Annotated in this window: 21 protein-coding genes; 9 read left to right on the forward strand and 12 right to left on the reverse strand. The window is 67.4% G+C overall.

Translation table 11 applies throughout. The features are described 5' to 3' along the window. The 5 genes from G3O00_RS18590 to G3O00_RS18610 all read right to left on the reverse strand — a co-directional run. On the reverse strand, positions 1–1029 hold a 1029-nt coding region (locus G3O00_RS18590; protein WP_206143898.1), incomplete at its 3' end, for an alkene reductase. A 69-nt stretch (positions 1030–1098) separates the two neighbouring features. Beyond that, positions 1099–1905 (reverse strand): 2,5-didehydrogluconate reductase DkgB, encoded by an 807-nt coding sequence (dkgB, locus tag G3O00_RS18595; RefSeq protein ID WP_206143899.1) that lies wholly within the window; start codon positions 1903–1905, stop codon positions 1099–1101. A gap of 133 nt (positions 1906–2038) precedes the next feature. Continuing rightward, positions 2039–2998 carry an LLM class oxidoreductase gene (locus G3O00_RS18600; protein WP_206143900.1) on the reverse strand — a complete coding sequence of 320 codons (960 nt, stop codon included), beginning with the start codon at positions 2996–2998 and terminating at the stop codon, positions 2039–2041. Between the two features lie 13 nt (positions 2999–3011). Further along, positions 3012–3335 (reverse strand): adenylate cyclase, encoded by a 324-nt coding sequence (locus tag G3O00_RS18605; RefSeq protein ID WP_206143901.1) that lies wholly within the window; start codon positions 3333–3335, stop codon positions 3012–3014. A gap of 29 nt (positions 3336–3364) precedes the next feature. Beyond that, entirely contained in the window at positions 3365–4567 is a 1203-nt protein-coding gene (locus G3O00_RS18610) for an MFS transporter (RefSeq protein ID WP_206143902.1), read from the reverse strand. Positions 4568–4677: 110 nt separating this feature from the next. On the opposite strand from G3O00_RS18610, the gene G3O00_RS18615 reads away from it, so the two are divergent. Continuing rightward, the gene (locus tag G3O00_RS18615; protein WP_206143903.1) at positions 4678–5619 is read left to right on the forward strand and encodes a LysR family transcriptional regulator; all 942 of its coding nucleotides are present in this window, start codon (positions 4678–4680) and stop codon (positions 5617–5619) included. 87 nt (positions 5620–5706) lie between these two features. On the opposite strand, the gene zwf is transcribed toward G3O00_RS18615, so the two are convergent. Continuing rightward, positions 5707–7182 carry a glucose-6-phosphate dehydrogenase gene (gene zwf / locus G3O00_RS18620; RefSeq protein ID WP_011353856.1) on the reverse strand — a complete coding sequence of 492 codons (1476 nt, stop codon included), beginning with the start codon at positions 7180–7182 and terminating at the stop codon, positions 5707–5709. A 202-nt stretch (positions 7183–7384) separates the two neighbouring features. On the opposite strand from zwf, the gene G3O00_RS18625 reads away from it, so the two are divergent. Beyond that, a complete protein-coding gene (locus G3O00_RS18625) occupies positions 7385–7963 on the forward strand; it encodes a TetR/AcrR family transcriptional regulator (RefSeq protein WP_206143904.1) in 579 nt (192 codons plus the stop codon). A gap of 174 nt (positions 7964–8137) precedes the next feature. After that, positions 8138–9013, forward strand: a complete 876-nt coding sequence (locus G3O00_RS18630; RefSeq protein WP_206143905.1) for an SDR family NAD(P)-dependent oxidoreductase — start codon at positions 8138–8140, stop codon at positions 9011–9013. 122 nt (positions 9014–9135) lie between these two features. On the opposite strand, the gene G3O00_RS18635 is transcribed toward G3O00_RS18630, so the two are convergent. Continuing rightward, entirely contained in the window at positions 9136–9606 is a 471-nt protein-coding gene (locus G3O00_RS18635) for an NAD(P)H-dependent oxidoreductase (protein ID WP_206143906.1), read from the reverse strand. Between G3O00_RS18635 and G3O00_RS43940 the strand changes: the two genes are divergently transcribed. Beyond that, positions 9559–9681 carry a hypothetical protein gene (locus G3O00_RS43940; RefSeq protein WP_277399285.1) on the forward strand — a complete coding sequence of 41 codons (123 nt, stop codon included), beginning with the start codon at positions 9559–9561 and terminating at the stop codon, positions 9679–9681. The two genes, G3O00_RS18635 and G3O00_RS43940, sit on opposite strands and share 48 nt — an antisense overlap. Positions 9682–9741: 60 nt before the next feature. On the opposite strand, the gene G3O00_RS18640 is transcribed toward G3O00_RS43940, so the two are convergent. The 3 genes from G3O00_RS18640 to G3O00_RS18650 form a co-directional block, all read right to left on the reverse strand. Further along, positions 9742–10320: a peroxidase-related enzyme gene (locus G3O00_RS18640; RefSeq protein WP_206143907.1), complete on the reverse strand. Its 579-nt coding sequence runs from the start codon at positions 10318–10320 to the stop codon at positions 9742–9744. Positions 10321–10405: 85 nt separating this feature from the next. Continuing rightward, positions 10406–11389, reverse strand: a complete 984-nt coding sequence (locus tag G3O00_RS18645) for an MDR family oxidoreductase (RefSeq protein ID WP_206143908.1) — start codon at positions 11387–11389, stop codon at positions 10406–10408. Positions 11390–11442: 53 nt separating this feature from the next. Further along, complete coding sequence (locus G3O00_RS18650) at positions 11443–12081, reverse strand: TetR/AcrR family transcriptional regulator (protein ID WP_206143909.1); 639 nt, start codon at positions 12079–12081, stop codon at positions 11443–11445. Between the two features lie 219 nt (positions 12082–12300). Between G3O00_RS18650 and G3O00_RS18655 the strand changes: the two genes are divergently transcribed. Together G3O00_RS18655 and G3O00_RS18660 are read left to right on the forward strand one after the other, a co-directional pair. After that, the gene (locus G3O00_RS18655; RefSeq protein WP_174933280.1) at positions 12301–13491 is read left to right on the forward strand and encodes a M20 aminoacylase family protein; all 1191 of its coding nucleotides are present in this window, start codon (positions 12301–12303) and stop codon (positions 13489–13491) included. Between the two features lie 58 nt (positions 13492–13549). Further along, on the forward strand, positions 13550–14881 hold the full coding sequence (locus tag G3O00_RS18660) for an MFS transporter (protein WP_206143910.1): 1332 nt from the start codon (positions 13550–13552) through the stop codon (positions 14879–14881). Positions 14882–14927: 46 nt separating this feature from the next. Here the strand turns inward: G3O00_RS18660 and G3O00_RS18665 are convergent, their stop codons facing one another. Next, complete coding sequence (locus G3O00_RS18665) at positions 14928–15848, reverse strand: LysR substrate-binding domain-containing protein (RefSeq protein WP_206143911.1); 921 nt, start codon at positions 15846–15848, stop codon at positions 14928–14930. Between the two features lie 136 nt (positions 15849–15984). Here G3O00_RS18665 and G3O00_RS18670 point away from each other — a divergent pair, with 136 nt between their 5' ends. Together G3O00_RS18670 and G3O00_RS18675 are read left to right on the forward strand one after the other, a co-directional pair. Next, positions 15985–16758 carry a transporter substrate-binding domain-containing protein gene (locus G3O00_RS18670; RefSeq protein ID WP_206143912.1) on the forward strand — a complete coding sequence of 258 codons (774 nt, stop codon included), beginning with the start codon at positions 15985–15987 and terminating at the stop codon, positions 16756–16758. Between the two features lie 59 nt (positions 16759–16817). After that, positions 16818–17933: a succinylglutamate desuccinylase/aspartoacylase family protein gene (locus G3O00_RS18675; RefSeq protein ID WP_206143913.1), complete on the forward strand. Its 1116-nt coding sequence runs from the start codon at positions 16818–16820 to the stop codon at positions 17931–17933. A gap of 176 nt (positions 17934–18109) precedes the next feature. On the opposite strand, the gene G3O00_RS18680 is transcribed toward G3O00_RS18675, so the two are convergent. Beyond that, entirely contained in the window at positions 18110–19057 is a 948-nt protein-coding gene (locus tag G3O00_RS18680) for a LysR family transcriptional regulator (protein WP_206143914.1), read from the reverse strand. 142 nt (positions 19058–19199) lie between these two features. On the opposite strand from G3O00_RS18680, the gene G3O00_RS18685 reads away from it, so the two are divergent. Beyond that, entirely contained in the window at positions 19200–20180 is a 981-nt protein-coding gene (locus G3O00_RS18685) for an amidohydrolase family protein (RefSeq protein ID WP_174933289.1), read from the forward strand. Positions 20181–20185: the final 5 nt, after the last annotated feature.

Below are 20185 nucleotides of genomic sequence, written 5' to 3' on the forward strand. Positions count from 1 at the left end.
TGCTGCGCCGGCGCGCAGCCGCTCGGGCAGGTCGGGGTTCGCGACGAACGGGCGGCCGAACGCGATCAGGTCGGCCCAGCCGGCGGCGATCGCGTCACGCGCGCGCTCGGCGGTGTACGCGCCGGCGTAGATCAGCACGCCCGGGTACGCGGCGCGCAGTTGCTGCTTGAATTCGACCGGCATCAGCGGCGCGTCGTCCCAGTCGGCTTCCGCGATGTGCAGGTAGCCGACACCGAGTTCGCCGAGCAGCGTCGCGGCCGCGAGGTAAGTCGTTTCCGGATCGTCGTCGACGCAGCCGTTCAGCGTCGTCAGCGGCGCGAGGCGGATGCCGACGCGCGATGCGTCGCCCGTGCCTTCGATCAGCGCCTGCGTGACTTCGCGCAGGAAGCGCAGCCGGTTTTCGAGCGAGCCGCCGTACGCGTCGGTGCGCGTGTTCGCATTCGAGTCGATGAACTGGTTCACGAGATAGCCGTTCGCGCCGTGCAGCTCGACACCGTCGAAGCCGGCCTCGATCGCGTGGCGCGCGGCGGCGCGGTATTGATCGACGATCTCGCGGATCTCGTCGATCGTCAGCGCGCGCGGCTCGGACGCCTGCACGAAGCCGGGTGTGCTGCCGTCTTCACCGGCAACGAACACGTTCACGCCTTGCGCCTGCAGCGGCGACGACGACACCGGTTGTCGGCCGTCGAGCAGGCTCGTGTGGCTCAGCCGGCCGACGTGCCACAGCTGCGCGAAGATCCGGCCGTGCGCGGCATGCACGGCGTCCGTCACCTTGCGCCAGCCGGCGACCTGCGACGGCGTGTGGATACCGGGCGTCCATGCGTAGCCCTTGCCGAGCGGCGCGATATAGGTGCCTTCGCTGACGATCAGGCCCGCGCTCGCGCGCTGCGCGTAATACGCGGCCATCAGTTCGTTGGCTTCGTCGCCGGGCTGGCTGGCGCGCGAGCGCGTCATCGGCGGCATCACGATGCGGTTGGGCAGCGTCAGCGCGCCGAATCGCAGCGGTTGAAAAAGCGGGTCCTGGGTCATGGGGATGTCCTGTCGGTGCCGCGGCCCGCGGGCCACGGCGAATCAATCGATGAGTCGCGCGTGGCGCGTTCAGTCCCACTTCGGCGCGAGGCCGGCCGGGTCGACTTCGCGGCCGTTGCGTTCGAGCGCGGCGATCTGCGCCATGTCTTCGTCGGTCAGGCGCAGCGTCTGCGCGAGCAGGTTGCTCGCCAGGTTCTCGCGCTTCGTCGACGACGGGATCACCGAGTAGCCGAGCTGCAACGCCCACGCGAGCGCGACCTGCGCGGGCGTTGCGTCGTGACGCTGCGCGATCGCGCCGATTACCGGATCGCCGAGCACCTTGCCGTACGCGAGCGTCATGTACGACGTGACGTGGATGCCTTCGGCGTTCAGGAACTCGACGAGCTTGCGGTTCTGCAGGTACGGGCTGAGCTCGATCTGGTTCGTCGCGATCGCATCCTTGCCGACGGCCGCGATCGCCTGCTTCGTCAGTGCGATGTTGAAGTTCGAGATGCCGATCCGGCGCGTGAGGCCCTGCGCCTTTGCATCGGCGAGCGCGGTCATGAACGTGTCGAGCGCGACGCCGTTGTCGGGGGCCGGCCAGTGGATCAGCGTCAGGTCGACGTGGTCGGTGCGCAGCTTGCGCAGGCTTTCTTCGAGGCTCGGCACCAGCTTGTCCGGCGCGTAGTTGTCGACCCAGATCTTGGTCGTGAGGAACAGGTCTTCGCGGGCCACGCCCGACGCGGCGATCGCTTCGCCGACTTCGGCTTCGTTGCCGTAGATCTGCGCGGTGTCGATCGCGCGGTAGCCGACTTCAAGGCCGTTGCGGACCGAGTCGATGACAGCCTGGCCTTGCAGGCGGAAAGTACCGAGGCCGAATGCGGGAATGTTGCTCATCATGTGCTCCTGGGAGAGTGGAACGGGTTCGATATGGGAGTCATTCTGGCGTTTTGGATTGATGAGATAAACGCCGTTGCAGGTCAAAAATATTTGATCTGAAATCAAGTATCGGGAGTGCTTTCCGCTGGTTCTATGCGACGCGCGTCCGTGCGTTTTCATTCGCGTGGAACACCGGCAGCACGTCTGCAGCGATCTCGGCCATCGTTTCGTCGAGCGAGCGGCGGTTGCGGCGCAGATGCAGGCCGATGTGCCGCACGCCTGCGTCGCGCATGGCCGCGAGCTCCTCGATGAGTGCGAGACGCCCTGCGCGAGCGCCGAAGCGGTGCCGCTGCAGCGGCGCATGCGGGTCTTCCGCGAGGTCGAGGTGGATGAAGCTCACATACGGCTTGTCGCCGGCCACCGCGCGCCAGTTCGCGGCGCGCTGCCGGTGGTCGTCCGGCGTGCCGGGATACGCGAGGCAGCCGTCCATGTGCTCGCCGATCCAGGCGGGCGTCTGCTGCGCGAGACCGGCGACGAGCAGCGGCACGGGCGTACGGGCGGCGGGCAGCACGTCCAGGCCGGGCGGCAGGTGCCCGCGTGCGCCGTCGCGCAGCAGCGCGATCTGGTCGCGGAAATTCGCGCCGCGTGTCGCGAAGTCGCGGCCGAACAGCGGATATTCGACGGGCCGGTCGCCGCTCGCGACGCCGAGCAGCAGGCGGCCGCCGCTCAGTTCCTGGATCGTCGCAGCCGATTTCAGTGTCAGCAGCGGCTCGCGCAACGGCAGCACGACGGCCGCCGTGCCGAGCAGGATGTCGTTCGTGATGCCGGCGAGGTAGCCGAGATACGAGAAGGTTTCGAACACCTGCGCGGCGTCGCCGAACGCGGGGTCGTACAGCGGCACGTCGCGCACCCAGAGCGCGCGGAAGCCGAGCGTATCGGCCCGTTGCGCGAGCGTCGCGTGGAGCGCAAGGTCGGGTACGCCGGGGCGGCGGCCGTCGTGCTGGCGCTTCGCGTCGCCGGCCGGCGACCAGTCGTTGTCGAGCGGCAGTTCGAGGCCGATGCTGAAGCCGCCGTCGGCGAGTCTGTCGAGTGCGGTGAATGAAGTGGACATGGTCGGGTTCCGTTCAGATCGCGCGCAGGCTGCCGTCGAGCCGGTAGAAGTCGAGCGACGACGCGGTGAAGAAGGAAAGCGACGTACCGGCGGCGAAATCGTCGATATGCACGACCGTCGCGCGGTCGGCTTCCTGCCACGAGATCGCGTAGGTATCGCCGGCGACGGGCTGCCACGTGTATTCGACTTCACCCTTCGCACCCGCGTACGGGCCTTCGGTGATCTCGTAGCGCATGTGGCGGCCGTCATCGTCGTACGCGTTGAGCGCGGTGAGGCCGTCGTAGCGCACTTCGAACGTCTTGCCGGCAAACGGCGGGCGTGGGGTCGATGCGTTCATGTGTGCAAACTCCTGCAAGAAGGTGGCGGTCAGTGCGCGAGCTGGACCGGTTCGGCCGTGCGTTCCGGCAGGCCTGCGCTACGGTCGAGCCGGCCGCTCAGTGCGGTGAGTGCGAAGGCGCCAAGCGTGACGGCCGCCGCGATCCACGGCGTATGGCCGAGGCCGACATGCGCGACGATCACGCCGCCAAGTGCCGAGCCGCCGGCGACGCCGAGGTTGAACGCGGCGATGTTGAATCCGGACGCGACGTCGGTCGCATCGGGCGCAAAGTGGCGCGCCTGCTTGACGACGTACACCTGCAGGCCCGGCACGTTGCCGAACGCCACCGCGCCCCATGCGAGCATCGTCAGCACGGCGAGCCATTTGATGTGGATCGTGAAGGTGAGCGCGAGCAGCACGATCGCGAGCACCAGGAAGATCCGCTTGAGCGCCTTCACGGGGCCGGCGGCGTCTGCGAGCTTGCCGCCCCATACGTTGCCGAACGCGACCGACACGCCGTAGCCGACGAGCACGAGGCTGACCTGCGACGGCGTGAAGCCGGCGATCTGCTCGAGCAGCGGCGCCATGTACGTGAACGCGATCAGCGAGCCGCCATAGCCGACGGCCGTCATCGCATAGACCAGCAGCAGGCGCGGCTGCGCGAGCACGCGGAACTGGCGGGCGAGCGGCGCGGGCGCCGTTTGCGGCAAGCCGCGCGGCACGAACGCCACCGCGCCGACGAACGCGACGAGGCCGAACAGCGCGACGACCAGGAAGGTCGCGCGCCAGCCGAAGTGCTGGCCGATGAAGGTGCCGAGCGGAATGCCGGCGACGAACGCGACGGTCATCCCGCTGAACATCGTCGCGATCGCGCTGGCGGCCTTCTCCTTCGGCACGAGCGTGGTCGCGATGATCGAGCCGACCGAGAAGAACACGCCGTGCGCGAGGCCGGTGAGGATACGTGCGACGATCAGCGATTCGTAGCCGGGCGCCTGCCACGCGACGAGGTTGCCGACGGTGAACAGCGCCATCAGCGCCGCGAGCAGCGTCTTGCGCGGCACGCGGCCGGTAAGCGCGGTGAGGAGCGGCGCGCCGATCGCGACGCTCAGTGCGTAAAGGCTGACGAGCAGGCCGGCGGACGGCAGGCTGACGCCGAGGTCGGCGCCGATCGTCGGAATCAGCCCGACGATCACGAATTCGGTGGTACCGATGGCAAACGCGCTGATCGTCAGCGCAAGCAGGGCAAGTGGCATGACGGGTGCTCCAGGTCAGGTGAGAATGGAGCGCAGTGTGCCGTCTTTACTTTTGCCGAAAAACGGGTCTATAAACCAAATTGTTTTGATTTGAGATCAAGAATGAGGCGATGAAGATTACGCTCGACGAACTCCAGGCCTTTGCCGCCGTGGTCGATTCCGGTTCGATCACCGCGGCCGCGCAGCAGCTCGACCTCACGGTGTCGGCGACGAGCCGCACGCTCGGGCGGCTCGAGGAGAAGCTGAAGACCACGCTGCTGCGCCGGACCACGCGCCGGCTCGAACTGACCGAGGAAGGGCGCGCGTTCCTGCAGGACGCGCGCGCGATCATCGAATCGGTCGAGACGGCGGAGGAGCAGATGCTCGCGCGGCGCGAGATGCCGTCGGGGCGGCTGCGCGTGGACGCGGCGACGCCGTTCATGCTGCACGTGATCGTGCCGCTCGTGCGCGGCTATCGCGAACGCTTCCCGAAAGTCGAGCTGGAGCTGAACAGCAACGAGGGCATCATCGACCTGCTGGAGCGGCGCACCGACGTCGCGTTCCGGATCGGCCGGCTGAAGGATTCGACGTTGCACAGCCGGCGCATCGGCACCAGCCGGATACGCATCTTCGCGAGTCCCGCGTATGTCGCCGCGCACGGCCAGCCGCGCAAGGTGGAGGATCTCGACAAGCACACGCTGCTCGGCTTCACGCAGCCCGAATCGCTGAACGTGTGGCCGATCCTCGGTGCCGACGGCGAGCCGTGCCGTATCGAGCCGGGCATCCGGTCGTCGAGCGGCGAGACACTGCGGCAGCTCGCGCTCGATGGCGCAGGCGTCGTCTGCCTGTCGGATTTCATGACCGCACAGGATCGCGAGGCGGGCCGGCTCGTGCAGGTGCTCGCGCGCCAGACGCTCGAGGTCGAGCAGCCGATCCACGCGGTGTACTACCGCAATACCGCGATCTCGTCGCGAATCGCGTCGTTTGTCGATTACCTGATCGAGGCGCTGGGCGGCAGCAGCAATGATGCGCCGGGGCGGCGCAAGGCTGCGTCCTGGATGGAGCCGCAGTAGGCGGCAGGGACGACGGGGCGGGTCATGCCCCGTGCGATTTGACGTGCGATCCGGCGTGCCGCACTCGGGCACGCCGTCGTGCGGCGATTACGCTTCTTCCGACCAGGACATCCCGTCGCGCGCGAGCAGCGCCGACGAAGCCGCGGGCCCGAACGTGCCGGCCGTGTACAGGCGCGGCCGGTCGCCGAGTTGCTTCCAGCCGTCGAGGATCGGCTCGACCCACGACCATGCGGCTTCGAGCTCGTCGCGACGCATGAAGTGCGTGAGGCGGCCGCGGATCACGTCGATCAGCAGCCGTTCGTACGCTTCCGCGCGCCGCTCCGGAATTGCTTGCTGGAGATCGAGGTTCAGGCTCACGGGCACCATGTTCATTCCGCTGCCCGGTTCCTTCGCGAGCATCTGCAGCTGGATCGACTCCTCCGGCTGGAGCTGGATCACGAGGCGGTTGCTGTAGTGGCGCGGGCCGGTCGGGATGATCGAGAACGGCATGTCCGCGAACTCGATCACGATTTCCGACTGGCGGCGCTGCAGCCGCTTGCCGGTGCGCAGGAAGAACGGCACGTTCGCCCAGCGCCAGTTGTTGATGTGCGCGCGCAGCGCGACGAAGGTTTCCGCGCGGCTGTCCGCCGGCACGTTGTCTTCCTCGAGATAGCCCTTCACCGGCTGGCCGTCGACCGCGCCGGCCGTGTACTGGCCGCGCACCGTGTCGCGCGCGACGTCCGCCACCGCCATCGGCCGCAGCGAGCGCAGCACCTTCAGCTTCTCGTCGCGCACCGCGTCCGGGTCGAGCGATACGGGCGGTTCCATCGCGACGATGCACAGCAACTGCAGCAGGTGGTTCTGCACCATGTCGCGCAGCGCGCCGGTATGGTCGTAGAAGCCCGCACGGCTGCCGACCCCCACCGACTCCGCCACCGTGATCTGCACGCTGCGGATGCTCGGCGCCTGCCACAGCGGCCCGAAGATCGGGTTGCCGAAGCGCAGCACCATCAGGTTCTGCACGGTTTCCTTGCCGAGATAGTGGTCGATCCGATAGATCTGCGATTCTTCGAAGTGCTTGCCGACCGCATCGTTGATCGCCTTCGCCGACGCGAGATCGTGGCCGAGCGGCTTTTCGAGGACGACGCGCGAGTGCTTGTCGACGAGATGCGCGGCCGACAGGTTGTCGCAGATGGTGGTGAACAGCTCCGGCGACGTCGACAGGTAGAACACGCGGATCGCGTCGCCGCGCGCCGCTTCCGCGAGCCGCAGGTAGTCGTCCGGCGCGTTCACGTCGATCAGCACGTACTTGAACAGGTCGAGGAAACGGCTCCAGGCGGCGGGATCGAACGCCTTTTCGTCGATGAACGGGCGCGACTGCTCGTCCATGAACTTGCGATAGCCGTCGATACCCCAGTCGCGGCGGCCGACCGCGATGATGCGCGTCTCGGGCGGCAGGTTGCAGTGCAGGTGCGCCATGTACAGCGCGGGCAACAGCTTGCGGGCGGCCAGGTCGCCGCCGCCGCCGAAGATGATCATGTCGACGGGCCGGTCGGCTCCGGTCTGGGTAGGCTGATTCGTCATGGGAGGTTCGCGGTTTGAAACGGGGAACGTGAAACGAACATCGAGGCACCGGGCGCCGATACGTGAACGCACCAGTACGTGAAAACGCTAATAGTGCACGGTTTTGATGGATTGCGTATGGGTTCCCCCGGATGTAACAGCGCTTGCATTCCGTATGATCGCCCCATTATGATTGAGCGCTCACTCATTAAAGGAATCGAACGTGGCCCGTCCGCGCAGTCCCGACAAGCACGAAGCCATCCTCGCCGCGGCCGCACGCGCACTCGCCGAGGACGGCGCAACCGCGACGACCGCACGTATCGCGCGGCTCGCCGGTGTGGCGGAAGGCACGGTGTTCACGTACTTCGAGACCAAGGACGCGTTGCTGAACGCGTTGTACCTGAGCCTGAAGGCGGACATGCGCGACGCGATGATGACGGGTTACCCGGAGAGCGCGCCGGTCGAGCAGGCGCTGCGGCACGCGTGGAACGGCTATGTGTCGTGGGGCGTCGCGAATCCGGACGGGCGGCGCGCGCTGCAGCAGCTCGGCGTGAGCGGGCGTATCGACGACGCGCATCGCGCGGCCGGCGCCGAAGGCTTCGGCGGGATCAATGCGCTGCTGCGCGAGCAGGTCGCAGCGTCGGGCGCGCTGAATCCCGACGAAGCGCACACGTTCTGCGCGGCGCTGTTCACGTCGATCGCCGAAACGGCGATGGAATCGGTCGCGCGCGATCCGGCGCGGGCCGATGCGTACCGGGAGGCCGGGTTTCGCGCGTTGTGGGCCGTGTTGCACGCGGTGTAAGGCAACGGTTGCCGCCGTGGTGGCGTGGGCGGATTCACGTTCACGCGCCGCGACGATGCCGGGTAGCGGGTTTCAGGCAGGGTGATGGCGGTCGCGAACGACCGATACATCGCCGTTATTAATGAGTGAGTAATCATTCATTTTGTGGTTTCACCTCGATCAAGGAGTGGAAAAATGTCGAAAGTCTGGCTGGTAACAGGGGCCGCACGCGGCCTGGGGCGAGCGATTTCGGAAGCCGTGCTGGCGGCGGGCGACCGGCTGGTGGCCGGTGCGCGTGATCCCGCGAGGCTGGCCGATCTGGCCGAGCGTCATGGCGACCGGCTGCTGCCGGTCGCGCTCGATGTCACCGAAGAAGCGGCGGCCGCGCAGGCCGTCGCGGCGGCGCGCGACGCGTTCGGCCGCATCGACGTGCTGGTGAATAATGCGGGCTACGGCCATACGGCGCCGTTCGAGCAGATGGGCGCCGACGATTTCCGCGACCAGATCGAAACGAACCTGTTCGGCGTGATCAACCTGACGCGTGCGGTGCTGCCGACGATGCGCGCGCAGCGCGCGGGGCACATCTTCCAGGTGTCGTCGGTCGGCGGGCGTACGTCGACGGCCGGCCTGTCGGCGTATCAGGCGGCGAAGTGGGCGGTCGGCGGATTCAGCGACGTGCTGTCGAAGGAAGTCGCGCCGTTCGGCGTGCGCGTCTGCACACTCGAACCGGGCGGGATGCGCACCGACTGGGCCGCTCAGGCGAAGCGCGGTATCGACGGCCTGCTGCCCGACTATCAGCCGTCGGTCGGGAAGATTCTCGAGCTGCTCGGTGCGTACGGCGGCCACGAAGTCGGCGATCCGGCGCGGATCGCGGCGCTGATCGTCGAGCTGTCGCGCCGCGGGGATGTGCCGATGCGTTTGCTGCTCGGTGGCGATGCGCTGTTCGTGTGCGAGCAGGCGGAGAAGCAGCGCGCGGAAGAGGCAGCACGGTGGCGCGACACGACGCTGTCGACGCAGTTTCCGGATGCGAAGCTGCCGGACGGACTGGAGGCGCTGAAGGGGCTGGAGTGAGCGCTGACATCCGCAGGGCTGCCCGGGCGGCGTGAGCGGCTGACCGATGCCGGCGCGTGCATCTGTACGCAGTCATCGGCCGGCAGCGCCCATGCGATCGATGGGCGCTGCCTGCCGTTACATCAACCGGCCTGTTCCACCAGCGCCTGCAATTCCTGCCCGGCTTTCGCGATCGCCGCCTGCACCGCATCGGCACCCAACACGGTGCCTTCCACGCGCACTTCGCGGATGTCGGTCATCCCGATGAAGCCGAGCAGATGCTTCAGATAACCGGACTGGTAGTCGAAGGGCGCATACGGGCCTTCCGAAAAGATGCCTCCGCTGGCGGTCACCAGATAGACCTGCTTGCCTTCCAGCGTGCCGGCGACGCCGCTTTCGCCATAGCGAAACGTGACCTGCGGCCAGATCACGCGGTCGAACCACGCGCGCAGCTGCGTGGACGGGCCGAAGTTGGTCATCGCGGAGCCGATCACGACGATGTCGGCGGCGCGCAGTTCGTCGACTACGCGCTCACGCCGCTCGGCGCAACGCTGCTGGAGCCCGTGATGGCACTCGTCATGTGGGCGGAGAAGAACAAGCAGCCGATCGCGCAAGCGCGGGAGCGTTTCGACGACGCGGCCGATGCGGCGCCGGAGCCGGGCGTGGGCGTTGTATATCGCAGCCGATAGGCGGGCGCGACGAGGCGGCCGTTTCCTGCCCGCGTGACCACACGACTGCTCGGTGTACGCTCAGCGCCCCATCGCATAGAACTCCGCATTCGGCCGCATGTTCGTCACGTTCGCGATGCGGTTGGACATGCCGAAGAATGCCGAGATCGCCATGATGTCCCACACGTCTTCTTCGACGAAACCCTGCGACTTGAGTGCATCGAAGTCCGCTTCGCCCACCAGATGCGCGGCCTGCGACACCTTCATCGCGAAGTCGAGCATCGCCTTCTGCCGGACGGTGAGGTCGGCCTTGCGGTAGTTGGTGGCGACCTGGTCGGCGATCAGCGGATCCTTCGCGCGAATGCGCAGGATCGCACCGTGCGCGATCACGCAGTACTGGCACTGGTTCACGCTGCTGGTGGCCACGACGATCATTTCCCGTTCGGCCTTGCTCAGGTTGCCCGGCTTGTCCATCAGCGCGTCGTGATAGGCCATGAACGCGCGAAACTCGTCCGGGCGGTGCGCAAGCGTCAGGAACACGTTCGGGATGAAGCCCGACTTTTCCTGGACGGTCGTGATGCGTTCGCGAATGTCCTCGGGCAAGTCTTCGAGCGCGGGCACGGGAAAGCGGCTGATGGGGGCGGTGTTTGCGGCGGTCATGAGGTCTCCTGGATAACGTGGCACGGGCGCGCTCGATGCGCGAGCCGCCGTCCGAATTGAGAAGCGCGGGTGGTCGTCGGCGGCGTCACGCGTTGACGTCGACCACGATACGCCCACGAACCTTGCCGTTTATCAATTCCCCCGCAAGCGGGATGGCGTCGCCCAGGCCGACCTGGTGGCTGATCGCGCCCAGCTTCTCGACGTCGAGGTCGGCTGCGAGCCGGCGCCACGCGTCCAGGCGGTCGGCGCGCGGGCACATGACGCTGTCGATCCCGACGAGCGTGACGCCACGCAGGATGAACGGCATGACGGTCGCGGGGAAATCCATGCCGGCGGCGAGGCCGCAGGCCGTCACGACGCCGCGGTACCGCGTGGTCGCGCACACGTTGGCGAGCACGTGGCTGCCCGCCACATCGACCGCGCCGGCCCAGCGCTCCTTGCCCAGCGGCTTGCCGGGCGCGCTGAATTGCGATCGCTCCAGGATCTCCACGGCGCCGAGCTGCCGCAGGTAGTCGGCATCGGCGGGGCGGCCGGTCATCGCGACGACGCGGTATCCCAACTTTGCGAGGATGGCCGTGGCGACGCTGCCCACGCCGCCTGCCGCGCCGGTCACCACGATCTCGCCGTCGCCCGGGCGCACACCGTGTCGCTCCAGTGCCATCACGCACAGCATCGCGGTGTAGCCCGCCGTGCCGATGGCCATCGCCTGTTGCGGCGAAAAGGCGGGCGGCAGCGGCACCAGCCAGTCGCTGTCGACGCGGGCTTTCTGCGCGAGGCCGCCCCAATGCGTTTCGCCGACACCCCAGCCGTTGAGCACGACCTGGTCGCCGGGGCGATAGTCCGGGTGCGTGCTCGCTTCGACTTCGCCGACCAGGTCGATGCCGGGCACCATCGGGAACTTGCGGACCACCGGGCTCTTGCCGGTGATCGCCAGCCCGTCCTTGTAGTTCAGCGTCGAATAGCCCACGCGTACCGTCACGTTGCCGGCGGGCAACTGCGCGTCGTCCAGTGTTTGCAGCCGCGCGTGCTGGCCGGTTTCGTCCTTGTCGATCACGATGCCCTGGAACATCCCGTCCTCCTTTCTAATTTCTAGACCGATCGTCTAGTTAATGGCAAAAAAATTCAGCGACGCGGCAGTCCATTGAAGAAAAACTGCGCGAACAGGGTCAACGGCGTGTCGCTGCGCTCCAGCTTCGCGCGCAGCACGGCGCCTTCCCAGCCGATCCAGAAGAATGCGGCCAGCTCGGCGGGATCGGCCGAATCGGCCAGTTCGCCGGCTTGCTGCGCGGCGGCCAGGCAGTCGGCGAGGCGGCGTTGCCAGTCTTCGAACGTGGTGCGCAGGCGGGCGCGGAAACTTTCGGGCAGCGCGCCCATTTCCTGCCCGAGGTTGCCGATCAGGCAGCCGCGGCTGTACGCGTAGCGGGCCATGCCGTCCCTGGCATCGTCGACGAATGCGCGCACGCGCTGCAGCGGCGAGCGCGCCGGGGCGCTGAAATGACGGTCCAGCTTGCGCGCGAAGAAGTCGGCATAGCGGTCGATCAGTTCGAGGCCGAACGCTTCCTTGCTGTCGAAGTAGTGATAGAAGGAGCCCTTCGGCACGCCGGCGCGCCCGAGGATCTCGTCGAGCCCGGTGGCCGAGAAGCCCTTCTCGGTGAGCACTTCCAGCCCGGAACGCAGCAGCATGTCCCGCGTGGCGACGAGGTCCTCGTGCTGCTTCGGTGGCCTGCCGCGACGGCGAGGCGGATCAGTTCGAACGTCCATGTGCGAATAATAGACCGTTCGTCTCAAAAATCAACGGGTCGCGTGGCGATCACGTTCGATGAGGTCGATCCGGCGGGCCGTGCCCGTACTAACCCTGATTAAAAAATCTTATCGCGGTGAAAAATTCCGCATCTTATTGAACCGATATCGGCTCGCTATAGTGGCTCGCTTTCCCGCACGCACGCGTGGCGTGTGCAGACAAACAGCAGGAGCCCCTTGATGACCACCGATACCCGATTCACCGAAGTCGAGGATCTGATGCCCGCCGCCGGCGGGTTGCGCGAGATCCGCCACCACATCCACCACCATCCCGAACTCGCGTACGAAGAGCACGACACGGCCGCGCTCGTCGCGGAGAAACTCGAACAGTGGGGCTGGCAGGTGACGCGCGGGGTCGGCAAGACGGGCGTGGTCGGCACGCTGCGCGTGGGCGACGGCACGCGCAGCATCGGCATCCGCGCCGACATGGACGCGTTGCCGATCATCGAGGCGACGGGGCTGCCCTATGCGAGCGGCACACACGGCAAGATGCACGCCTGCGGTCACGACGGCCACACGACGATGCTGCTCGGCGCCGCGCAGCACCTCGCGAAGACCCGCAACTTCTCCGGCACCGTGCACCTGTATTTCCAGCCGGCGGAAGAGCATGGCGTCGACAGCGGCGCGAAGAAGATGATCGACGACGGCCTGTTCGAACGCTTCCCGTGCGACGCGGTGTTCGGCATGCACAACCATCCGGGCGCGGCGCCCGGCGTGTTCCTCACGCGGCGCGGCCCGTTCATGTCGGCCGGCGACAAGGCGATCATCACGATCGAAGGCGTCGGCGGCCACGCGGCGCGGCCGCACCTGACGGTCGACCCGGTGGTCGTCACGGCGAGCATCGTCATGGCGCTGCAGACGATCGTCGCGCGCAACGTCGACCCCGCGCAGCCGGCGGTCGTCACGGTCGGCTCGATGCACGCGGGCACCGCGAACAACGTGATCCCGAACGGCGCGCGTCTCGAACTCAGCGTGCGCTCGTTCAGCCCCGACGTGCGCGCGCTGCTCAAGCGCCGCATCACCGAGCTGGCCGAAACGCAGGCCGCGAGCTATGGCGCAACCGCGAACGTCGAGTACATCGAAGGCTATCCGGTCGTCGTCAATTCGGATGACGAAACGGATTTCGCCGCGCAGGTGGCGCGCGAGCTCGTCGGCGACGCGCACGTGGTCGAGCAGACCGACCTGCTGATGGGCAGCGAGGATTTCGCATTCATGCTGCAGCAGCGGCCGGGATCGTTCGTGCGGCTCGGCAACGGCGAAGGCGAGGACGGCTGCATGGTGCACAACCCGAAATACGACTTCAACGATCGCAACCTGCCGATCGGCGCGGCGTACTGGACGCGTCTCGTGGAGCGTTACCTCGGGCGGTGATGCCGGCAGCGGGGCGCGCGGCCGGCGCTTCCGGTCGCATTGAGAGGAGACGATAACGATGCAGAAAGACCATCTCGCGCTGCACCCCGCGTCGACGGGGGCTGCCGAAGCCAGCACGCTCGGCGCACCGGCCGTCACGCGACGCGGGGCGATTGCCGCGGCCGTGATCGGCAACTGGCTGGAATTCTTCGATTTCACCGTGTACGGCTTCTTCGCGGTGCTGATCGGCAAGCTGTTCTTCCCGTCGAGCGACCCGACCACGTCGCTGCTGCTGTCGGTCGCGACGTTCGCGGCCGGCTTCTTCACGCGGCCGCTCGGCAGCGTCGTGCTCGGCGTCTATGCGGACCGCAAGGGGCGCAAGGCCGCGCTGAACCTGACGATCATGCTGATGGCGCTCGGCACGGGCCTGATCGCGATCGCGCCGACGTACGCGCAGGTCGGCGTGGCCGCGCCGCTGCTGGTCGTGTTCGCGCGGCTGATGCAGGGCTTCTCGCAGGGCGGCGAATTTGGCGCGGCGACGTCGACGCTGCTCGAACAGGGCGGCACGTCGCGCCGCGCGTTCCGCGCGAGCTGGCAGCTCGCGACGCAGGGCGGCGCCGCGCTGATGGGCTCGGGCTTCGCGGCGCTGCTGTCGAACACGATGACGAAGGACGCGCTCGAAAGTTGGGGCTGGCGGTTGCCGTTCCTCGTCGGTGTGCTGATCGCGCCGGTCGGGATGTACTTGCGCCGCCGGCTCGCCGACGATGCGCCCGGCGACAGCCATCACGGCATCGAACGGGGCGTGCTGCACGAGCTGTTCTCGAGGCACACGCGCACGGTGCTGCTGCTGATGCTCACGGTGATGGGCGGCACGGTGTCGACCTACATCCTGACGTTCTACATGCCGACCTATGCGATCCACACGCTCGGCCTGCCGATGAAGCTGTCGATGTTCGTCGGTGTCGCGTCGGGCTGCGTGATGCTGTTCACGTGCCCGCTGTTCGGCTGGCTGTCGGACAAGCTCGGCAGCCGGCGCCTGCCGATCTTCGTCGGCCGCGGCGTGCTGGTCGTGCTGCTGTTCCCGGCGTTCTGGTTGATGAACCATCACCCGACGCTGTCGGTGATCCTGCCGCTGACCGCGCTGATGCTGCTGTTCTATTCGCTCGGCTCGGCGTCGGAAATGGCGCTGATGTGCGAGTCGCTGCCGCGTCACGTGCGCGCGACCGGCATTTCGATCGCGTATGCGCTCGCGGTGACGATTTTCGGCGGCACCGCGCAGCTGATCGCGACCTGGCTCGTGAAGACGACCGGTAGCAAGCTCGCGCCGGCCGGCTACGTGGCCGCGTGCGTGGTGCTGTCGCTGATCGCGGTGGCGATGCTGCGCGAGACGGCGCAGGATTCGATCGACTGACGCAAGGCACGGCGCAGCACGACGGGCGGCAGGCAGCAATCCGCGCTTACCGCCCGCGCACCACCCTCAGGTACGACGCGAGCATCGTTGCGAGTTCCTGCGCGGCCGGCGTCAGCGGCACGGCCGCGCGCTGCAGCAGGCAGATGTCCTGCGATTCGGCCTGTTCGCGTACGGGCACCTTCGCGAGCGCGCCGGCAAACGGCCCGTGGCGCGTCACGGCTTCGGTCTCGAGCGACAGGCAATCGGTCTGCGTGACGAGCTGCAGTGTCTCGAACATCCCTTCGACGGTCGCGAGAATCTTCGGCGGCGGCAGGCCGTGCACGTCGAAGTACGCGAGCAGCCGGTTGACGACGGGATCGGCGCTCAGGTTCGGCGAACGCGTCGACACCCACGCGTAGTCGGCCAGTTCGGCGAGCGATTGCGCGTGCATCGCCGGATGCCCGTTGCGGCACACGACCACCGGCGCCGATGCACGCAGCGGCGTGACCGCGAGATCGGTCGTGTCGGTCTGCTTCGCGACCAGTGCGATCGCGAAATCGACCGTGCTTTCCCGCAACCAGCCGATCATCATCCGCGACGTGCCGGTGCGCAGGTGCACGTCGACCTTGTCGAAGCGCGCGCGGAACGCGCTCAGCACCGGTGCGAACGCATCGATCAGCGGCTCGGCCACGAGGCCGAGCGTGACGGTGCCTTCGTACGCGCCGCTCAGTTGCCGGATTTCCCGCTCGACCTGCTCGCATTCGCCGAGGATCGAACCGGAGCGCGCGAGCAGCCGCTGGCCGACCGCCGTCGGCACGATCCCGCGATTGGTGCGCGTGAACAGCGTCGCGCCGAGCGTTGCTTCGAGGCTCTGCAGCTGCTGCGTGACGCCGCTTTGCGCGAGATCGAGCGCACGCGCGGCGGCGCGCAGGCTGCCGTGCTCGACGACGGCCTGGAAGATGCGGAGCTGGGAGAGCGTGAACGCCATGGGCAAGCGCGGGGCCGGTGATCGGGAAAAGTGATCATGATAAGGCAGCGGGCGATTCCGGCGGCGGCGCGCGCGCACTACGATCGCAGGCAGTCCGGCTCGTGCCGTTTGCCCATCGTCCCGCCCTTCGTCGACCATGAAACGTACCTTCCTGCCGCTCGTTTCCCTCTGCTTTGCGTTCGCGGCCAGCGCCGCGCACGCGCTCGATGCGCGCCCCGTGCGCCTCGGCATCGATCCGACCTATCCGCCGATGGATTCGAAGGCGCCCGACGGCAGCCTGAAGGGCTTCGACGTCGATCTCGGTAACGAGATCTGCCGCCGCGCGCAGTTGCGCTGCCAGTGGGTCGAGCTCGAATTCTCCGGGATGATTCCTGCTTTGCAGGCACGCAAGATCGACGCGATCCTGTCGTCGATGGCGATCACCGAGAAGCGCGAGAAGCAGATCCTGTTCTCGTCGAAACTGTTCCGCTTCAAGTCGCGGCTCGTCGCGCGACCCGGGAGCGGCGTCGACAGCACGACCGCGTCGCTGGCCGGCAAGCACGTCGGCGTGCAGTCGGGCACACAGTTCGAATCGTGGGCGCTCGCGCACTGGGCGCCGTCTGGCGTCAGCGTGGTGCCGTACAAGAGCCAGGACGACGTGTTCGCCGATCTCGTCAACGGCCGCCTCGACGCGGCGCTGCTCGGCACCGTGGAAGCCGACTACGGCTTCCTGCGTACGCCGAAGGGCAAGGGCTTCGCGTTCGTCGGCGCGCCGCTCGACATGGGCGATCGCGGTGTCGGCATCGGCATGCGGCAGTCGGATACGGCGCTCAAGGCGTCGATCGACGGCGCGATCGCGTCGATGCTGAAGGACGGCACGTACGACCGCATCGCAAAGAGGTATTTCGACTTCAACCCGTACGGCGATTGAGCACCGAGTCGCTCCGCCGTTTCACCCGCTCTTCGTTTTCATTTCGTTCGAGACCATCGATGCAGATTCGCACCACGCCGCTCCTGTCGCCGTCGATCGGCACGCAGCGCACGCTGACGAGCTTTCATTTCGGGCCGGCCGACACCGGCCGCAAGATCTACCTGCAGGCCGCGCTGCACGCGGACGAGACGCCCGCGATGCTCGCGGCGTTCGTGCTGAAGCAGCGACTCGCGCAGCTCGATGCCGAAGGCCGGCTCGCGGCCGAGATCGTGCTCGTGCCGGTCGCGAACCCGGTCGGCCTCAATCATCATCTGCTCGGGCAGTTCATCGGCCGTTTCGATCTGGCGAGCGGCCGCAACTTCAATCGCGGCTTCCTGCCGCTCGCGGAAATCGCCGCGCGTGCGCGTGACCGCCTCGGCGACGACGGCGAACACAATCGCGCGATCGTGCGCGAGTGCGTTGGCGCGGCGCTCGACGAGATCGCGCCGCGCACGGAATTCGATGCGCTGCAGCTCGCGCTGCTGAAGCTGTCGCTCGACGCCGATGTGGTGATCGACCTGCATTGTTCGCTCGAAGCGGTGATGCACGTGTACACGAGCGACACCGCATGGCCGGAAGTCGAGCCGCTCGCGCGTTATCTCGGTGCGGACGTGTCGTTGCTCGCCGAGGATTCGGGCGGGCACGCGTTCGACGATGCGCATCACCTGCTGTGGACGCAGTTGCGGCAGCACTTGCCGGCAGGCACGCCGATGGCGGCGGGCACCGTGGCCGTGACGGTCGAGTGCCGCGGCCAGCGCGACGTGACGTATGAATATGCGGAACGCGATGCCGATGCGCTTGTCGACTATCTCGTGTGGCGCGGCGCGGTACGCGGCGAGCGCACGCCGCTGCCGCCGCTCGCTGCGCCGGCCACGCCGCTCGCGGGCAGCGTGCAGTTCTACGCGCCGGTGAGCGGGATCCTCGTGCACCGCGCGGCGATCGGCGCGACGATCCGCGCCGGCGATCCGTTGTTCGACATCGTCGATCCGCTGACGGACAAGGTCACGACGATCTCGAGCGGGACCGACGGGGTGTTCTACATGCGCCGCGCCATTCGGTTCGTCACGGCTGGCGCACCGCTCGGCCGTGTGACGGGTACGGTGCCGGTGCGCAAGGGGATGTTGCTCGGCGCGTGAGCGGCGCGGTGTCCTACCGGTTCACTGCGCAGTTTCGTTCTTGTCAAATTGACCGCGTTTCCGTGCGTCACTAAATTGTGCGGCGCGGAGTTCGCTCCGTGTTCCGTGAGAAGGACGTTGTAACCAAGTGGAGTTGATACGGGCAGCCCTGGGCTGCCCGTTTTTTTGCGATGCGTCTACGGCAACGCACTGTGGCGAAGGTCGTGAAACAGGTCGTAGACGAGCGTGCGCAACCACTGATGACCTTCGTCGCGCTGATAGCGTTCATGCCAGAACTGCGCGATGTCGGCTGGCGCCGTGTCGAACGGCAACGGTACGGCGCGCACGTCCTGCAGTCGCGCCAGCTCGCGGGCGAGGCGGCTGGGAATGCACGCGATGAGGTCGCTCGACGACACGATGCGTTCCAGACCGAACGAATGCGCGAGCTGCAGCACGACGTGGCGCGTGCTGCCGGCATGCGGCGACAGCGCGTAAAGCGCCGCTTCGAAGTACGCGTGGCTGCCGGCCGTGGGCGTGTAGCTCACATGGTCGGCCGCGAAGAACTGCTCGGCGGTGAGCGTCGCGCCGATCGTCGGATGGTCGTTGCGCACGAGCGCGACGTAGGTTTCGTGGAACAGGCGCTGCTGATGGAAATCGGCATGCAGCCCGGTGAACATGCCGAGCGCGAGGTCGATTTGCCCGAGCTTCATCATCTGCTGCGCGGCATCGAGCGGCGGATCGGCCGTGACGATCCGGATGCCGGGCGCGACCCGGCGCAGATGCGCGACGAGCGGCGGCATGAAGATTGCCTGCCCGAGATCGCTCGTGTACAGGCGGTAGGTGCGGGTCGACGTGGCCGGGTCGAATGCGCGGCCGGCCTGCAGCGCGGTGCGCAGCGACGCGAGCCCTTCGTCGACGCGCGCCGCGATCGCGTCCGCACGCGGCGTGGGTTGCATGCCGTCGGCCGTCTTCACGAACAGCGCGTCGTCGAACAGCGTGCGCAGCCGCTTCAGCGCGTTGCTGACCGACGGCTGCGTCAGGTGCAGCGCGTCGGCGGCGCGCGTCGTGCTGCGTGTGCGGTACAGCACGTCGAACACGAGCAGCAGGTTCAGGTCGATGTTGCGCAGATCGGGGTCGTGTTCCATCGCGTCGGTCGGTAGGCGGGCATAGATGCCGTGAATGACGGTATTCAACGCCGCAATTTAACAGGGCGCCGCGGCCCTCCTATGCTGGTTCCGACTCGCCGCGCCAAGGTGGCGCGGCGGCCCGGATCTCACAGGAGGCAGCATGCAGGACAAGATCGCACTCGAGGAGCACTTTGCCACGCCGGACACGATCGGCGATTCCGAACATTACTTTACCGCCGACATCTGGCCGGCGCGACGCCGTCAGCTGCTCGACGTGCAGGAGGAGCGCGTCGAGCGCATGGATGCGTGCGGGATCGGTTACACGATCCTGTCGCTGAACGCGCCGGCCGTCCAGGCGATCACCGACACGGGCCGCGCGATCGACGTCGCGCGGCGCGCGAACGACCTGCTGGCCGAACAGGTCGCGCGCCGGCCGGACCGCTTCGGCGCGTTCGCGGCGCTGCCGCTGCAGGACCCGGACGCCGCCGCGCGCGAGCTGGCGCGCACCGTGACCGAACTCGGTTTTCAGGGCGCGCTCGTCAACGGCTTCTCGCAGATCGGCCACGCCGACAACGCGACCTACTACGACCTGCCGCAATACCGGCCGTTCTGGGCCGAGGTCGCGCGGCTCGACGTGCCGTTCTACCTGCACCCGCGCAATCCGCTGCCGAGCCAGCAACTGGCGATCGAAGGCCATCCGTGGCTGATGGGGCCGGCGTGGGAGTTTTCACGCGAAACGGGCGTGCATGCGCTGCGCCTGATCGGCAGCGGCCTGTTCGACGAACACCCGAACCTGACCGTGATCCTCGGCCATCTCGGCGAGCTCGCGCTGCACAACATCTGGCGCACGTCGCACTGGGCGTCCCCGAACGGCAAGAACCCGATGGGCGTGAAGGCGAAGCGCTCCTTCATCGATACGTTCCGCGCGCATTTCTACGTCACGACGAGCGGCAATTTCCGCACGATCGCGATGCGCAACGCGATCGACGAGATCGGCAGCGACCGCGTGCTGTTCTCGGCCGACTATCCGTTCGAATCGATGGAGGAGGCGAGCGCGTGGTTCGACGCTGCCGAGATCGGCGACAACGACCGGGAGAAGATCGGGCGCGACAACGCGAAGCGCTTGTTCAAGCTGGACTGAGCGGA

Origin of the sequence: Burkholderia sp. Ac-20384, from assembly GCF_017104605.1 — a bacterium.
In the GTDB taxonomy this organism is placed as follows: domain Bacteria; phylum Pseudomonadota; class Gammaproteobacteria; order Burkholderiales; family Burkholderiaceae; genus Burkholderia; species Burkholderia lata.

What these genes read in the sequence shown, in the direction of transcription:
- dkgB (WP_206143899.1), bottom strand. Translation starts at nt 1,905, where the DNA reads ATGAGCAACATTCCCGCATTCGGCCTCGGTACTTTCCGCCTGCAAGGC.
- G3O00_RS18600 (WP_206143900.1), bottom strand. Translation starts at nt 2,998, where the DNA reads ATGTCCACTTCATTCACCGCACTCGACAGACTCGCCGACGGCGGCTTC.
- G3O00_RS18605 (WP_206143901.1), bottom strand. Translation starts at nt 3,335, where the DNA reads ATGAACGCATCGACCCCACGCCCGCCGTTTGCCGGCAAGACGTTCGAA.
- G3O00_RS18610 (WP_206143902.1), bottom strand. Translation starts at nt 4,567, where the DNA reads ATGCCACTTGCCCTGCTTGCGCTGACGATCAGCGCGTTTGCCATCGGT.
- G3O00_RS18615 (WP_206143903.1), top strand. Translation starts at nt 4,678, where the DNA reads ATGAAGATTACGCTCGACGAACTCCAGGCCTTTGCCGCCGTGGTCGAT.
- zwf (WP_011353856.1), bottom strand. Translation starts at nt 7,182, where the DNA reads ATGACGAATCAGCCTACCCAGACCGGAGCCGACCGGCCCGTCGACATG.
- G3O00_RS18630 (WP_206143905.1), top strand. Translation starts at nt 8,138, where the DNA reads ATGTCGAAAGTCTGGCTGGTAACAGGGGCCGCACGCGGCCTGGGGCGA.
- G3O00_RS43940 (WP_277399285.1), top strand. Translation starts at nt 9,559, where the DNA reads ATGGCACTCGTCATGTGGGCGGAGAAGAACAAGCAGCCGATCGCGCAA.
- G3O00_RS18640 (WP_206143907.1), bottom strand. Translation starts at nt 10,320, where the DNA reads ATGACCGCCGCAAACACCGCCCCCATCAGCCGCTTTCCCGTGCCCGCG.
- G3O00_RS18645 (WP_206143908.1), bottom strand. Translation starts at nt 11,389, where the DNA reads ATGTTCCAGGGCATCGTGATCGACAAGGACGAAACCGGCCAGCACGCG.
- G3O00_RS18650 (WP_206143909.1), bottom strand. Translation starts at nt 12,081, where the DNA reads ATGGACGTTCGAACTGATCCGCCTCGCCGTCGCGGCAGGCCACCGAAG.
- G3O00_RS18655 (WP_174933280.1), top strand. Translation starts at nt 12,301, where the DNA reads ATGACCACCGATACCCGATTCACCGAAGTCGAGGATCTGATGCCCGCC.
- G3O00_RS18660 (WP_206143910.1), top strand. Translation starts at nt 13,550, where the DNA reads ATGCAGAAAGACCATCTCGCGCTGCACCCCGCGTCGACGGGGGCTGCC.
- G3O00_RS18665 (WP_206143911.1), bottom strand. Translation starts at nt 15,848, where the DNA reads ATGGCGTTCACGCTCTCCCAGCTCCGCATCTTCCAGGCCGTCGTCGAG.
- G3O00_RS18670 (WP_206143912.1), top strand. Translation starts at nt 15,985, where the DNA reads ATGAAACGTACCTTCCTGCCGCTCGTTTCCCTCTGCTTTGCGTTCGCG.
- G3O00_RS18675 (WP_206143913.1), top strand. Translation starts at nt 16,818, where the DNA reads ATGCAGATTCGCACCACGCCGCTCCTGTCGCCGTCGATCGGCACGCAG.
- G3O00_RS18680 (WP_206143914.1), bottom strand. Translation starts at nt 19,057, where the DNA reads ATGGAACACGACCCCGATCTGCGCAACATCGACCTGAACCTGCTGCTC.
- G3O00_RS18685 (WP_174933289.1), top strand. Translation starts at nt 19,200, where the DNA reads ATGCAGGACAAGATCGCACTCGAGGAGCACTTTGCCACGCCGGACACG.